The organism is Microbacterium sp. 05N427, from assembly GCF_056397105.1.
Window position 1 is genome coordinate 165,233 of the sequence record NZ_JBFTMT010000005.1, and the last position, 14,495, is coordinate 179,727.

11 protein-coding genes are annotated in these 14,495 nt (G+C 71.3%); 3 read left to right on the forward strand and 8 right to left on the reverse strand.

Going from position 1 to position 14,495, the window contains the following annotated elements; all coding sequences use genetic code 11:
* The first annotated feature begins 48 nt into the window (after positions 1 to 48).
* The gene (gene gdhA / locus AC1DG4_RS06525) at positions 49 to 1,419 is read left to right on the forward strand and encodes an NADP-specific glutamate dehydrogenase (RefSeq protein ID WP_477420509.1); all 1,371 of its coding nucleotides are present in this window, start codon (positions 49 to 51) and stop codon (positions 1,417 to 1,419) included.
* Positions 1,420 to 1,487: 68 nt separating this feature from the next.
* On the opposite strand, the gene AC1DG4_RS06530 is transcribed toward gdhA, so the two are convergent.
* Positions 1,488 to 2,375, reverse strand: a complete 888-nt coding sequence (locus AC1DG4_RS06530) for a helix-turn-helix domain-containing protein (RefSeq protein WP_477379617.1) — start codon at positions 2,373 to 2,375, stop codon at positions 1,488 to 1,490.
* Positions 2,376 to 2,476: 101 nt separating this feature from the next.
* Between AC1DG4_RS06530 and AC1DG4_RS06535 the strand changes: the two genes are divergently transcribed.
* On the forward strand, positions 2,477 to 3,256 hold the full coding sequence (locus tag AC1DG4_RS06535) for an SDR family oxidoreductase (RefSeq protein ID WP_477379619.1): 780 nt from the start codon (positions 2,477 to 2,479) through the stop codon (positions 3,254 to 3,256).
* Between the two features lie 61 nt (positions 3,257 to 3,317).
* On the opposite strand, the gene AC1DG4_RS06540 is transcribed toward AC1DG4_RS06535, so the two are convergent.
* The 6 genes from AC1DG4_RS06540 to AC1DG4_RS06565 form a co-directional block, all read right to left on the reverse strand.
* Entirely contained in the window at positions 3,318 to 6,269 is a 2,952-nt protein-coding gene (locus tag AC1DG4_RS06540; protein WP_477379621.1) for an aminotransferase, read from the reverse strand.
* 42 nt (positions 6,270 to 6,311) lie between these two features.
* Entirely contained in the window at positions 6,312 to 6,908 is a 597-nt protein-coding gene (locus AC1DG4_RS06545; RefSeq protein WP_292715730.1) for a gamma carbonic anhydrase family protein, read from the reverse strand.
* Between the two features lie 22 nt (positions 6,909 to 6,930).
* Entirely contained in the window at positions 6,931 to 7,089 is a 159-nt protein-coding gene (locus tag AC1DG4_RS06550; protein WP_477379623.1) for a hypothetical protein, read from the reverse strand.
* 84 nt (positions 7,090 to 7,173) lie between these two features.
* Positions 7,174 to 7,734 carry an NUDIX domain-containing protein gene (locus AC1DG4_RS06555; protein ID WP_477379625.1) on the reverse strand — a complete coding sequence of 187 codons (561 nt, stop codon included), beginning with the start codon at positions 7,732 to 7,734 and terminating at the stop codon, positions 7,174 to 7,176.
* On the reverse strand, positions 7,731 to 11,318 hold the full coding sequence (mfd, locus tag AC1DG4_RS06560) for a transcription-repair coupling factor (RefSeq protein ID WP_477379627.1): 3,588 nt from the start codon (positions 11,316 to 11,318) through the stop codon (positions 7,731 to 7,733). The genes AC1DG4_RS06555 and mfd overlap by 4 nt, the downstream gene beginning before the upstream one ends.
* A gap of 101 nt (positions 11,319 to 11,419) precedes the next feature.
* Positions 11,420 to 12,979, reverse strand: coding sequence for an HNH endonuclease signature motif containing protein (locus AC1DG4_RS06565; RefSeq protein WP_477379629.1), 1,560 nt, complete (start codon positions 12,977 to 12,979; stop codon positions 11,420 to 11,422).
* Between the two features lie 202 nt (positions 12,980 to 13,181).
* On the opposite strand from AC1DG4_RS06565, the gene AC1DG4_RS06570 reads away from it, so the two are divergent.
* Complete coding sequence (locus tag AC1DG4_RS06570; RefSeq protein ID WP_477379631.1) at positions 13,182 to 13,760, forward strand: hypothetical protein; 579 nt, start codon at positions 13,182 to 13,184, stop codon at positions 13,758 to 13,760.
* Between the two features lie 67 nt (positions 13,761 to 13,827).
* Here AC1DG4_RS06570 and pth read toward each other — a convergent pair whose 3' ends face one another.
* The gene (gene pth, locus AC1DG4_RS06575) at positions 13,828 to 14,409 is read right to left on the reverse strand and encodes an aminoacyl-tRNA hydrolase (RefSeq protein ID WP_477379633.1); all 582 of its coding nucleotides are present in this window, start codon (positions 14,407 to 14,409) and stop codon (positions 13,828 to 13,830) included.
* Positions 14,410 to 14,495: the final 86 nt, after the last annotated feature.

Consider the following 14,495-nt stretch of genomic DNA (forward strand, 5'->3'; position numbering starts at 1 on the left):
CGATCGACAGCGCTCGCCCTTGTCTCTTCGTCAGAAAGCATCCCCCGCGTGACCCAGACCACCACTGTCGACTTCCATCCGCTCTCCGACCTCGCCCAGCCCGTCTTCGACGGCGTCCGCGCGCTGAACCCGAACGAGCCGGAGTTCCACCAGGCCGTGCACGAAGTGCTGCATTCGATCGGCCCCGTCCTGGAGCGCCACCCCGAATACGTCGACGCGGGGGTGCTGGAGCGCCTCGTCGAGCCGGAGCGCCAGGTGATCTTCCGGGTGCCGTGGGTCGACGACAACGGCAAGCTGCAGGTGAACCGCGGCTACCGCGTGCAGTACTCCTCCGTGCTCGGTCCGTACAAGGGCGGTCTGCGCTTCCACCCCTCGGTGAACATCTCGATCATCAAGTTCCTCGGCTTCGAGCAGATCTTCAAGAACGCGCTCACCGGCCAGGGCATCGGCGGCGGCAAGGGCGGCTCGAACTTCGACCCGCACGGCCGCAGCGACGCCGAGATCATGCGGTTCTGCCAGTCCTTCATGAACGAGCTGTACCGCCATCTCGGCGAGCACACCGACGTCCCCGCGGGAGACATCGGTGTAGGCGGCCGCGAGATCGGCTACCTGTTCGGCCAGTACCGTAAGATCACCAACCGCCACGAGTCCGGCATGTTCACGGGCAAGGGCATCGGCTGGGGCGGGGCGCAGGTGCGCACAGAGGCCACCGGCTACGGCGCGGTGTTCTTCGCCCAGGAGATGCTGGCCGTGCACGGCGAGTCCCTCGATGGCAAGCGCGTGGGGGTCTCCGGATCCGGCAACGTCGCGATCTACGCGATCCAGAAGGCCACGCAGCTGGGCGCCGTGGCCGTGACCGCCTCGGACTCCTCCGGGTACGTCGTGGACGACGCCGGCATCGATGTGGACCTGCTGCGCCGGATCAAGGAGGTCGAGCGCGGCCGCATCGTCGAGTACGCGAAGCGCCGCCCCGGCGCGCGCTTCGTCGAGGGCGGATCCGTCTGGGAGGTCCCCGTGGACATCGCGGTTCCCTCCGCCACGCAGAACGAGCTGGACGGCGAGGGCGCTGCGGCCCTGATCGCGAACGACGTGCGCGCCGTCTCCGAGGGCGCCAACATGCCGAGCACCCCCGAGGCCGTCGCGGCCTTCCAGGACGCGGGCGTGCTGTTCGCCCCCGGCAAGGCCGCGAACGCCGGCGGCGTGGCCACCTCCGCGCTGGAGATGAGTCAGAACGCGGCGCGGCAGCGCTGGGGCTTCGACGACAGCGAGCAGAAGCTGCGCGACATCATGGCCGACATCCACCACGCGGCGTTCGAGGCCGCCGAGCGCTACGGCGTTCCGGGCGACTACGTCGCCGGGGCGAACATCGCCGGCTTCGAGCGGGTCGCGAACGCCATGCTCGCGCAGGGCGTCATCTGATCCCGCGCCCTGAACGTTGAAGCGCCGGTCCGCCCTCGAGCGGGCCGGCGCTTCGCGCGTCGGTGCGGTCAGTGCCCCGCCGTGGGGGCGCGATCGAGATCGTCGGCGAGGCGCGGGCGCTCGGCGGCGCCCACCCCCGTACCACTCGCCGCCCAGGATCCCAGCGTCCGCAGCGCGTCGGCCGTCCTCTCGTCGGCGGCCGTGTACGTCACGAGCATGAGCGCCTGCTCGTCGGGAAGGGCGAGCGTCTCGTAGTCGAGCGAGAGGCGCCCGACCTCGGGGTGATCGACGAGCTTGCTGCCGTGAGTCTTCACGACCACCTCCTGCCGCGCCCAGGCGCGCACGAACTCGTCGCTTCCGATCGTGAGTTCGCCGATCAGCGCGGCGATCTCCCTGGCATCCGGAAGCAGCCCCGCCATACGGCGCAGATGCGCCGCCGTCTCGCGGGCGACCTTGTCCCATTCGGGGTAATAGGCGCGGGAGGTCGGATCCAGGAAGACATGGCGGGCCATGTTGCGCGGCCCTTCGGGGAGCGCGATCAGCGCTTCGCCGAGCAGGTTCACGGCGAGCACGTCCATCGCGGGTCCCAGCACGAACGCCGGCACCTGCGGCATCGCGTCGAGCAGCGCCCGCACTCCGGGGCGGGCGGCGGGGGCGGCGGACGGTCGAGCCGCCCGGAGCGGGGCCGCGGGACGGGCGAGCACCCGGAGATGGTCGCTCTCGACATCGTCCAGGCTCAGCACACGGGAGATCGCGTCCAGCACCTGGTCGGATGCCGCCCGTGCCCTCCCCTGCTCCAGACGCACGTAGTAGTCGGGACTGATCCCCGCCAGCAGCGCGACCTCCTCGCGCCGCAGGCCCGGCACGCGTCGCTGGCCGCCGGCGGGCAGGCCGCGCTCCTCGGGCGCGACCCGTTCGCGCTTCGCGCGGAGGAACTCGCCGATCTCCGATGTCATGGTCTCAGTATCGCCGCTGCGCGCTCCCGGAAGGTGGCCCTGACAGACCCAGGTTCATCGGGACGTTCCCGCCGGCGGGCGCTCTGCGCAGGCTGGTGCTCATGAACACTTCTTCCACTCCCTCGCTCCCCCTTTCCGGACGCATCGCCCTCGTCACCGGAGCCGGCAGCGGCATGGGCGCGGCGATCGCCGCGCATCTCGCCGCTCTCGGCGCCTCGGTCGCGGCCCTCGGGCGCCGGGAGGACCGTCTCACAGCCCTCGCGGCCGCCTCCGCCGACTCCGCGTCTGCAGGGCGGATCCTGGCCGTCCCCGCGGACATCACCTCCGACTCGGAGGTCGCCGCCGCCGTCGAGCGGATCCATCGCGAGTTCGGTCCGATCGACGTCCTGGTCAACTCCGCCGGCGTGATGCTGCCCAATCCCCTCGCCGACGGGCGCACCGATGAGTGGGACCGCATGATCGACACGAACCTCAGCGGGCTGCTCCGCGTCACCCGGGCCGTGCTTCCCGACCTGCTGGAGGCGGAAGGGCGCGGATCGCGGGACATCGTCAACATCTCCTCGATCGCGGCTCACGTGACGTTCCCCGACTACGCGGTGTACGCCGCGACGAAGGCGGCGGTGACCGCTCTGTCCGCCATGCAGCGCACCGAGGTGGCGCGCCACGGCGTGCGCGTGACGAACATCGAACCGGGACTCACCCAGACCGAGCTCGGCACGCACATCGGCAACGAGCGCCTGAGCGCAGAGCTCGCCTCGATGTTCGACGCGATCGAGGCGATCTCGGCCGATGACATCGCCGACCTCGTGGACTTCGTGGTGACCCGCCCGGCCAACGTCAACCTGCGCCAGGTGGTGATCCTGCCCACCCAGCAGGCGTGACGCGGGGTCGGAGATCATCGGAGCGAGGTGAGGGGACGGCTTCCGCGTGGAGGCCGTCCCCTCACCAGCCCCCGGTGAGCGCTCGGTCCACCGCCGCGAGGACCAGGTCGGCGCTCTGCGCCGTCAGGCACAGCGGCGGCTTGATCTTCAGCACGTTGGAGCGTTCCGAGGTGGTCTGCACGATCACGCCCAGCTCGCGGAGCCGTTCGCAGATCGCCGCGGCCTCGGCGGCCGCCGGTTCCATGCTCTCCCGATCGCGGACCAGCTCCACGCCGAGGTACAGCCCCTCGCCGTGCACAGGACCGATCAGCGGATGACGTGCGGCGAGCGCGCGGAAGCCTTCGGCCAGACGCGCTCCTACGATCCTGGCGTTCTCCTGCAGGCCCTCCTCCGCCATCGCGTCGAGCACCGCGAGGCCGACCCGGCAGCTGAGCGGGTTCCCGCCTGCGGATGAGAAGAACTGCCCCTGCGCGGCGAGCGCGTCGGCCACGCGCTGCGATGTGATCACCCCGCCGATCGGGTATCCGTTTCCCATCGGCTTCGCGATCGTGATGATGTCCGGCACGACGCCGGACTGCTCGAAGCCCCAGAACGAGGAACCCATCCGTCCGAATCCGACCTGCACCTCGTCGGCGATGCACAGCCCGCCGGCGGCGCGCACGCGCGCATAGGCCTCCGCCAGGTACCCATCGGGCAGCATCACGCCACCGGCGTTCCCGAGCACCGACTCGCAGATGAAGCCCGCCACCGGACGCCCCTCGGCGGCGAGTCGGTCGAGATCGGCTCCCAGATCGGCGGCGTACCGCGGTCCCGTCCCCTCACCGCGATAGGTGCCGCGGAAGCGGTTGGGGACATCGGCCACGTGCACCCAGTCCGGGCGCGTGGCCAGGGCGTCGGGGTTGTCGTAGGCGCTCGTGGTGACGGCATCGCTCGCCATGGTCCAGCCGTGGTACGCCTCGCGCAGGGAGACGAGCGTCCTGCGCCCGGTGGCCGCCTGCGCGAGCCGGAGTGCGAGATCGACCGCCTCGGATCCGCTGTTCACGAGCAGCACCGTGTCCAGCCCGCTGCCCTCGGGCAGCAGCGCGAGAAGCCGCTCGCTGTACTCCGCGAGCTCGCGGTACAGGAACCGGGAATTGGTGTTCAGGATGCGGATCTGCCGGTTCACCGCGTCGGCGACGCGCGGGTGCCCGTGCCCGAGCCCTGTCACGTTGTTGACCATGTCGACGTACGCCCGGCCCGTGGTGTCCACCAGGTGGTGCCGCCAGCCCCGCTCGATCTGCGGAGGGCGTTCGTAGTAGCGTTCCTGGGCGCTCGCGAAGATGCGGGCCCGCCGTGCGAGCTCGTCCGCCGCATCGTCGGACTGGCTCAGCGCTGGCAGTCCGAGGATCCCTGCCGGATCGGTCGAGAGCCGGCGCCAGGTCGGGACGCGGTCGGACTCCACGAGGGGTGCGTCGTCGGCCTCGCCCACGAGCGCATCCGTGCCGTCCGCGATGACCGTGACGACCAGAGTGCGCCGCCCTGCGCTCTCCGGAACCCACCCGATGCGGTCCCCGTGCGCCACCTCGGCGCCGTTCTCCGACGACGACTGCGCGCCGCGGATCTCGCACCGCCAGCCGTCCGCCGTCGTGATCAGAGTGATCCCGTCCGGTGATGCCATGATCTCGCCGTCGACCGGGGCCGCGAGCGCCAGCCGGGGGCCGGCGGGCAGATGGATCGCAGTGCCGATCGGCCAGGTCGCGGCCGCATCCGTCGTGTCGAGCGTCGTCCGCGTGAGCCGGTACACGCCGTAGGGCATGACCGCGGCCGCGGCCCCCTCTGCGAGGGCGCCGCGGATGAGCGCATCCTCCGCGTCGGGCGCGAGCCAGGCGCCCGACGCGAGCGCCTCGGACTCCGTACCCGGATCCAGGACGACGACCTCGCCACCGAGCTCGGGCAGGAGAGACAGCAGCGGAGCCGCGCCCTGCACCGCAGAAGGCTGCGCCAGCTCGGGCGGGAAGTCCAGCACCGCGAGCACCTGCTCGACAGCCTCGACGAGCGGCACGGCGGTCGCGGCGTCGAAGATCGCCTGCTCCCCCGCGATCCGCTCCCTGGCGTAGGCGTTGTCACCGTCGATCTCCAACTGCCGCCAGCCGCTCGCGACGAGAAGCCCGGCGCGCAGCGCGATGAGCGGCCAGACCGCACGCGCCTCCGCCTCGCTCAACGGCGCTTCGGCGTGGAAGGCGGCGATGGTCTCGAGCACGCGCAGCGGGCGCTCCGGCTCATGATGCAGCATCGACGACGCGCACACGGCGAGCTCGGCCACGCGCCAGCCCAGGGCGAGATCGCCGAGGTCGAGCACGGTGCGGGGGTGCAGCCGGGAGTCCGCGCCGCGCACGCCCATGACGTTGTCGTCCGTGAGGTCGCCGTGGATCGGCTGCACGGGGAGTTCCCCGGCGACGTCCCGCAGCACTCGACCCGCCTCGGCGATCGCTGCGGACACCCTCCGCTGCAGCGCCGGGTCCGCAATCGAGGGCAGCAGCCCGCGCGCCTCGTCCGCCGCCACGCGCATGTCCCACATCTGCGGACGGTCAAGACCCGGGTGATCCAGCGCGGCGAGCGCGTTCACGGAGGCAGCGGCGAGGGATCCGAACTCCCGCAGCACGACCGGCGCGAAGTAGCCGGCATCGACCATCGCCTCGCCCTCGGCGAAGGCGCTGCGTCGTACCGCGAAGCCGCGCCAGCGCTGCGTCAGGGCGCCATCCAGACCCGGCAGCGCCGCGGGCACCTGCACGCCGGCGGCGCGGTACGCGTCGAGGGCGGCGTGCTGAGCGTCCCTGGCGCTGTCAGGGAAGGCGGGGTTGTCGATCCGGAGCACACTGCGGGTTCCGTCGGACTCGGTCAGGAGGAAGTTGCGGTCCTGATTGCTGCCGAGCTCGGACGCCGTGACGACGATGCCCCAGAGCTCGTGTGCGATGAGGATGGCGTCGGATGTAGTGACGTCGGGGCGCACGAGTCCCCCTGTGTGTTCTTGCACGGCGATTCCTTCGTTCGGAGCGGGAGCAGGGATCGGGGGGGGTCAGAGCGCGTGGTCGTCGGCGTGGCGCGCAAGCGAGCGCGCGTAGCGCTCCGTGAGCTGGACCATGAGGTCGGGGGTCGAGCGGTCGACGCCGAAGACGTAGCCGGGGAAGTCGAGCTCGTGCTGCGCCTCCCAGATCTCCTCATGCCGCTCGGGCGAGAGTATGCGTACGGGGTCGCCGACCGCGACCCAGCCGATCGGCACGACGGTCTCGGGCGGCAGGGTCGTGCGCAGATGCACGACGGCGTTGATGCGCACCTCGCTGCGTTCCCCGATCACGGCGCCGTTGAAGATCCGGGTGCCCGTGGCGAGGAAGACCTCCTCCGCGATCGTCGCCCCCGAGATGCTCGCCATCGGCCCCACCAGCACGTGGTCGCCGATGTGCACGGGGTTCGCCGCGGTGGCGCGGATGAGCGCGTTCTCCATCACGATCACGTGCTCGCCGAGCGTGATCGGGCCGCCCTCCGCCGTGATCACGGCGCCGTGCAGCACTTGGCAGTTCTCCCCGATGGTGACGTCGCCGGAGATCACGGCCGACGGTGCCACGACCGCGGTGTCGTGGATGCGGGGCCGAGCCCCGAGGTGCTCGTAGATCATGCCGCCAGACTAGCGGCGGTCGTCAGCTCCTGCCGCGGTTGCCGCGGATCAGGCCGACCACGAGCGTCGCGAGGAACAGCACGATCCCCAGGACGGCCAACCAGACCAGGCCCTTGACGACGAAGCCGAGGATCGAGAGCCCCAGCCACACGATGAGCAGGATGATCAGAAGGGTCCACATGGCTCCAGCGTGCGCTGAGGGATCCGCCCGGTCCACCCCGTTGACCCGCGCGCCACGGTGCGCTAAAGGCTGGACGCTGAGTCGTCAGCCCCCGACGGGCGGCAGCAAGCCCTTCGCGGCGGCCATCGTGCGCGCCACGAGCAGCGCGGGGTCCAGGATCTCGCCCTCGGCGAGGAGGCGGTCGAGCTCCGCGAGCGGCATGCGCACGCTGCGCACCTGCTCCGCCGCATCGTCCGTCGCGGCATGCCCGCGCCGCACCGCCGTGGCGAAGAATAGGTGCGTCTTCCAGACGCTGCGCCCGGGGTTCATCGCGAAGACGTGCAGCGGCGTGAGCTCGTCGGCGATGAGCCCCAGCTCCTCCTCGAGTTCGCGCCGGGCCGCGGCCTCGGGCGACTCGGTCGACGTCCCCGCGCCGCCGGGCAGATCGAGGATCCAGCGGTCGATCGGGTAGCGGTACTGCCGCGCCAGCACGACGTCGCCTCCGAGCACCACGAGTACGGCCACGGAGTACGGCGCGCTGCGATCGACCTCGTATACCGTGCGCGCGCCGTCGGGGAGCTCGACCTCGTCGGCGTCGATCCGCACGCGCCCGCGGTGCACCTCGCGCGTGGAGAGCCAGCGCCACCGCGGCTCTTCGACGCTCATCCGGCGGCGCCCGTCGATGCGGCCGCGGCGACGGGCGCCGCGGGGGCCGGCTCGGGGAACAGCGCCGTCAGCAGCTGGCTCACCCACTCGAGAGGTTCGGCCCGATCGGCGCCGGGCATCGGCACCACGACCGCCTCGCCCCCGCCGACGAGCTTGGCCTGCGGATACAGACGCTGCAGGCGCACCTTCATCGAGTCCTCGAACCGAGCGGGAGCGACCCGGAGGTTCGACCCCATCGCCACCACGTCGGTGAGGCCGGCGCGCGCGGCACGACGCCGCAGCCGGGCGATCGCGACGAGGCCCTCCACCTCGGCCGGCGGTGCGCCGTACCGGTCCGTGAGCTCCTCCACCACGCGGTCGATCGCATCGTCGGTCGCGGTCGCGGTCGCCGCGCTGGACAGCTTCTGATAGGCCTCCAGGCGCAGCCGCTCGCTGTCGATGTAGGAGTCGGGGATCCTCGCGTCCACGGGCAGCTCGAGACGCAGCTCGGCACCGGTCTCGGTCTCCTCGCCGCGGAACGTCGCGACGGCCTCGCCGATCATGCGCAGGTACAGGTCGAAGCCGACGCCGGCGATGTGGCCGGCCTGCTCCGCGCCCAGAAGGTTGCCGGCGCCGCGCAGCTCGAGGTCCTTGAGAGCGACCTGCATGCCGGATCCGAGGTCGTTGTTCACCGCAATCGTCTGCAGCCGGTCGGCCGCCGTCTCGCTCAGCGGCTTCATCTCGTCGTAGAGGAAGTACGCATAGGCGCGCTCCCTGCCGCGCCCCACGCGCCCGCGCAGCTGGTGCAGCTGGCTCAGGCCGTAGCGGTCGGCACGGTCGATGATGATCGTGTTGGCGTTCGAGATGTCAAGGCCGGTCTCGATGATGGTCGTCGAGACCAGCACATCGAACTTGCGCTCCCAGAAGTCGTCGACGACCTGCTCGAGCTGGTGCTCGCCCATCTGGCCGTGCGCGACGGCGATCCGCGCCTCCGGCACGAGCTCGGCGAGCTCGCTCGCGACGCGCTGGATCGATTGCACGCGGTTGTGCACGTAGAAGATCTGCCCCTCGCGGAGGATCTCGCGGCGGATCGCCGCGGCGACCTGCTTGTCGCTCTTCGGCCCGACGAACGAGAGGATCGGATGCCGGTCCTCCGGCGGGGTCTGCAGGGTCGACATCTCGCGGATGCCGGTGACCGCCATCTCGAGCGTGCGCGGGATCGGAGTGGCGCTCATGGCGAGGATGTCGACGTTGGTCTTCATCTTCTTGAGCGCGTCCTTGTGCTCGACGCCGAAGCGCTGCTCCTCGTCGACGATCATGAGGCCCAGATCCTTGAACATGACCTGATCGGTGAGGATCCGGTGGGTGCCGATCACCATGTCGACGGATCCCTCCAGCAGGCCGTCGAGCGTGAGCCGGGCCTCCTTGTCCGTCTGGAAGCGCGAGAGCGGTCGCACCTTGACCGGGAAGCCCGCGAAGCGCTCCGTGAACGTCTCGATGTGCTGCTTGACGAGCAGGGTCGTCGGCACGAGCATGGCGACCTGCTTGCCGTCCTGGATCGCCTTGAACGCGGCCCGGACGGCGACCTCGGTCTTGCCGAAGCCCACATCACCGGAGAGCAGCCGGTCCATCGGGATGGGCCGCTCCATGTCGGCCTTGATCTCGTCGATGGTCTGCAGCTGATCCGGGGTCTCCGCGAACGGGAAGGCCTCCTCCAGCTCGCGCTGCCAGGGCGTGTCCTTCCCGAAGGCGTAGCCCTTCGCCGCCATCCTCGCCGAGTACAGCTTCACGAGCTCGACCGCGATGTCGCGCACGGCCTTGCGCGCCTTGCCCTTCGCGGCGGCCCAGTCGCTGCCGCCCATCTTGGACAGCGTCGGCGCCTCGCCGCCGACGTACTTCGAGAGCAGGTCGAGCTGATCGGTGGGCACGTACAGCTTGTCGCCCGGGTAGCCGCGCTTGGCCGGGGCGTACTCGAGCAGCAGGTAGTCCCGGGTCGTCTTCACGGCGTTCCGTCCGCCCGAGGAAACCTCGCGCTGGGTCATCTCCACGAAGCGCGCGATGCCGTGCGTCTGATGCACGACGAAGTCGCCCGCCTTCAGCTGCATCGGATCCACGACGTTCTTGCGCCGCGAGGCGAGCTTCTTCACGACGCGGGTGTCGCCGCCGATCGTGCGACCGTAGAACTCGTTCTCGGTCAGCACCGCGATCTTCGCGGCGGTGATCTGGAAGCCCGATTCGATGGCGCCCGTGACGAGCGTCGCGACTCCGGCGTCGGGCACGTCAGGAAGGCCGTCGACCACCCGGGCCGCCACACCGCGGTCGGCGAGCACGTCGCGAGCGCGATCGACGAGACCGGGTCCCGATGCGACGAGCACGACCCGCCACCCCTCGGCGACGCGGCCAGCGGTGAACTCGATCGCGCCGTCGACGTTGCCGTGGAACGACGGGATGGGCGCGGCGCTCACGCCATCGGCCCCCTGGTCGTACGCCGCGTCCTCGGAGCCGGCGTCGAAGGCGCTCAGCCGCCACCACACTCCGCCCCGCTCGTGCACGGCCGTCCGCAGCTCTGCGACCGAGAGGAAATCGCCGGTCTGCAGGTCGATCGGCGCCGAGGCGCCGGCGGTCGCAGCGCTCCACGCGGCGTCGAGGAACTCGCGGTTCGTCTCGCCGAGGCTCGCCGCGCGGGCGCCGGAACGCTCCGGATCCACGAGCGCGACGGCGGCGTTCTCGGGGAGGTAGTCCGTCAGCGGCACGACAGGGCCCGCGACGACGGGCAGGAGCGACTCCATGCCCTCGACCGGGATCCCCTCCGCCATCTTCTGGAGCATGCCGGCGATACCGGGGAAGGCGTCGACGAGGGCGCCGGCGCGCTCTCTGACCTCGGCGGTCAGCAGCAGCTCGCGGCTGGCCGGCAGTGAGACCCCGGAGGGCGCGGCCGGAAGAGAGCGCTGATCCGCGACGGAGAAGAGGCGGATCTGATCCACCTCGTCGCCGAAGAACTCGACCCGGGAGGGGTGCTCGGCGGTGGGCGGGAAGACATCGAGGATGCCGCCGCGCACGGCGAACTCCCCACGGCGGGAGACCATGTCGACCCGGGAATACGCGCGTTCGACGAGCGAGGCCGCCACACCGTCGAGGTCGTACCCGCGGCCCCCGACCGTGAGCTCGAGCGGCTCGACGTCACCGAGCCCGGCGGCGACGGGCTGGAGCGCCGCACGCACCGAGGCGACGACGACGAGCGGCCGCTCCCCCGACCAGACCCGCATCCGGCGCAGCACCTCGAGACGCCGTCCGACGGTGTCGGGGCTGGGGCTGAGCCGCTCGTGCGGGAGCGTCTCCCACGCGGGGAAGGACAGGATCTCCGCATCGGGACGGTAGGAGCCGAGTGCGGCGGCGAGCGACTCGGCGCGCCGTCCGGTCGGAGCGATGACGAGCAGCGCCGCGGGCCTCCCCGCCGCGGACCGGCGCTCCAGGAGCCCCGCGAGCATGGGCGCGTCCATTCCGGCGCTCGCCAGCAGGTCGGCGTCGGTCTGCGCCCAGCTCAGGGCGTCCCTGAAACCGGACGCCTCCTCTTCCAGAGCGCGGATGATCCCCTGCACAGTCACCGGAAGAGTCTATGCGCCACCGCCGACACGGCGCCCGGGTGGGGTCGAGCAACGCGGGCCCGTCGCCCATCGTCATCGGACGCCGCGGCCTACCGCGGAGCTCAGCCGGGTGGTGCGAGGGTTCCGGTGAGAGCGTGGCGGGTTCGTCGGGGGTCGCCGCCTCGGGTGCGGGGGCGGTGCCAGGTGCTGTGGGGGTCCCACCAGTGGGGTCCGTGGATTTCGGGGACGCCGTGGTTCATCCGGATCTGCGATCCGGAGGTGTCGAGGGTGCGGTGGTGGTGCCAGCAGAGGGCGACGCCGTTGCTGGTGTGGGTGGGTCCGCCGTCGGCCCATTCGGTGACGTGGTGGATCTCGCACCAGGTTGCGGGCACGTGGCAGCCGGGGATCAGGCATTCTCGGTCGCGGAGGATGATCGCGCGGCGTTGGACGGCGTTGAAGATGCGGGCGGTGGTGCCGATCGAGACGATCTGCCCGTGTTCGTCGAACAGGACCCGTTGGATCCCGCCCGCACAGGCCGTGTGCCGCGCGACGGTGAGCGGCACGTCGTCGTGGCTGCCCTCCAGGAACGCCCGCCCGCGACCGGAGGCGTAGTCGTCCGCGGTGACGGACACGACCAGGGTCGGTGCGGCACCGCCGAGCTCGGGGAATCCGCCGGACGCGGCGGCGACGTTCAGGATCATCGCGAGCGCGTCGTGACGCTTCTGCGCCGGTGTGCGCTCATCCGCCGGATCCGGAAGCGCTGCAGGATCCGCCGTGTTCGCCGGATCCGCTACACGATCCGCACCATCCGCCGGATCCGCAGCCTCATCGCCGTCGCCAGCCCCAGCGCGCGCTCCACCGTCTGCGGGTGCGAAGGTGACCCCGCTCGCGGTGACCGGAGGCGCGTCGTCTGCGGCCGGATTGCCCACAGCGTCGAAGAGCCGCTGCAACTGGGCGGCGACCTCGGGCAGCAGCCCGCCGGAGACCGGGTGCAGGCCATCCCGGAGGGCGCCGATCCGCAGCGACCGGTTGCGTTCCCCGGCCCGATCCTCGGGCTCCGCACCGTCCGGATCGAGCCGCAGCATCAGGGCGCGGGAGAGGTCGGCCAGTTCGTCTGTGGACGGGGCGGGCCCGGGGCGCCCGTGCTCGTCGGGCAGATCTTCACCCCGTGCGGTGCCCGCGAGGAGAGCATCGACCGCGTCCCGCTCGTCGGGACCGATCCGGTTGCCGGACCGTTCCACCGGGCCGATCGCGGCAAGCAGCCCCGGCACCGAGACGACCCCCTCACGCAACGCTCGAGCCAACTCCGGGTACGCGGCCGGGCCGAGCTCACCGCGGGACAGGATCATCTCCCGATGCGTGGCCCGCGCCGCGAGCACGAACCTCCGTGCCGTGCCCGCATCGACCCGCAGCGCCCGCCGCAGCAGCTCGGTCACGTCCCGGCACCCCACCGCGGGCGACACCCGCTCCTCAGCGAGACGCCGATCCCGGTCCGCGACCTGCCCGGTCACTACCGTCAGCACCGCATCCAACCGGCGCCGCACGGATCCGCCCGCGGTCATCGCCGACAACAGATCTGCCGCGTCGGCCCTGTCCAACCCGGCACCCATCTCGACCGACGCGCACAGCTCCGACAGGAGGCTGTCCACCTGCCGCAGGAGCTCGGTCGGGGTAGATGTCATGCCTTTATTCAACCCGGGGACACCGACATTCGAACTCCCAGATCAGACGGAGTTTCCGAACTGTGCAGAACCTCTCCGCAACGCCACCTGTGGAGGACAAAACAATCCTCCTCACGCACGCCATGCACCAGCCGCCGCCCACCCGCGCCGCTCCCCGCACGCCGCTTCACCGCACGTCGTCCGCCGAGCCTAGGATGAACGCGTGACCGATCCGCAACAGTCCAGCCCCGTTCCGCCGCCCACCGCGCCGGGATATCCGGCGCCGTCGGTCGCTCCGCCCGGATACCAGCAGCAGCCCGGTGCGCCCGTCTACCAGGCACCGCCCGGAGCCTTCTCCGGCCCCGCGGGCGGCTACACCACCCCGTACGCCCCGACGGCCCCGCCGGCAGGCGGCTCCGGGCTCGGCCGTATGGCGCTGCTGCTCGCACTCCTCGCCACCGTGGTGCTCACGATCGTGGGCGCCGTGCTGGCCTGGCAGGTCGGCCATGGCATCGGCTCCTCGACCGACCTCACGAACCTCGAGAACAGGGTCTCCTCGGACGACCTGTCCATCCTCACCCCCGTGCGCGACCTCGTGCTGTGGGTCGAGATCACGTCGTGGACGGCGACCGCGCTCGGGATCTGGGCACTCGTGCAGGGCATCGTCGCGATCGCCAAGCGGCGCGGACGCGGGCCCGGCATCGCCGCCGTCATCATCGCCGCGCTCGGACCGTTCGTCTACGCGCTCGTGGGCTACATCGCCTTCATCATCGCGCTGGGTCTCGCGGCGACACAGCGCTGACCCGCGAAACAAGGCTTGCGCGCGAAACACCGCGCGGATCCCGCCGGCGAAGAAGGACAGGCGCCGGTCACCGCGGCGCGTGATGCTTCTGCTGCGCCGCGAGCAGTCCGTCCTCGACCAGCAGCTCCACGGCGTCCGCCGCGTCCGAGATGAGGATCGGGAGGTTCGGACGCTCGGTCGCGCCGAACGGGGAGAGCACCCAGTCGGCCGGATCCTGACGCCCCGGAGGGCGGCCGATCCCCACCCGCACACGCGGGAAATCGGGCGTGGTCAGCACACGCGCGACGTCTCGGATGCCATTGTGTCCGCCGTGCCCCCCGCCGACCTTGAGCTTGATCGTGTCGAAGGGGATGTCGAGCTCATCGTGCACGAGCACGATCCGGTCCGGATCCACCGAGTAGAACCGGGCGAGCGCGCCGACCGGAGCTCCCGAGACGTTCATGAAGCTGTTCGGCTTGGCGAGCACGAGCTTGTCGCCGCCCGGGCGCACCCAGGTCTCCACGACCCTGGCCCCGCCTTTGTGCTCGCGGAAGGTCTCCCCGCGACGGGCCGCGAGCTCGTCGACGACCATCTGCCCGACGTTGTGCCGGGTCGCCGCATACTTCGCCCCCGGGTTGCCGAGGCCGACAACCAGCCATGTCTGCGCCATGGATCCATCCTCTCGGAATTCGCGGCCTGCCAGGAACCCGTCCTGGGACGACGAAGGGGGCGCGATCGGATCGCGCCCCCTCGGTC

Bases quoted from the DNA above. Each gene is read 5' to 3' on its own strand.
- AC1DG4_RS06555 (WP_477379625.1), bottom strand. From the start codon at position 7,734: ATGAGCGTCGAAGAGCCGCGGTGGCGCTGGCTCTCCACGCGCGAGGTG.
- AC1DG4_RS06545 (WP_292715730.1), bottom strand. From the start codon at position 6,908: ATGATCTACGAGCACCTCGGGGCTCGGCCCCGCATCCACGACACCGCG.
- AC1DG4_RS06535 (WP_477379619.1), top strand. From the start codon at position 2,477: ATGAACACTTCTTCCACTCCCTCGCTCCCCCTTTCCGGACGCATCGCC.
- AC1DG4_RS06550 (WP_477379623.1), bottom strand. From the start codon at position 7,089: ATGTGGACCCTTCTGATCATCCTGCTCATCGTGTGGCTGGGGCTCTCG.
- AC1DG4_RS06530 (WP_477379617.1), bottom strand. From the start codon at position 2,375: ATGACATCGGAGATCGGCGAGTTCCTCCGCGCGAAGCGCGAACGGGTC.
- AC1DG4_RS06565 (WP_477379629.1), bottom strand. From the start codon at position 12,979: ATGACATCTACCCCGACCGAGCTCCTGCGGCAGGTGGACAGCCTCCTG.
- pth (WP_477379633.1), bottom strand. From the start codon at position 14,409: ATGGCGCAGACATGGCTGGTTGTCGGCCTCGGCAACCCGGGGGCGAAG.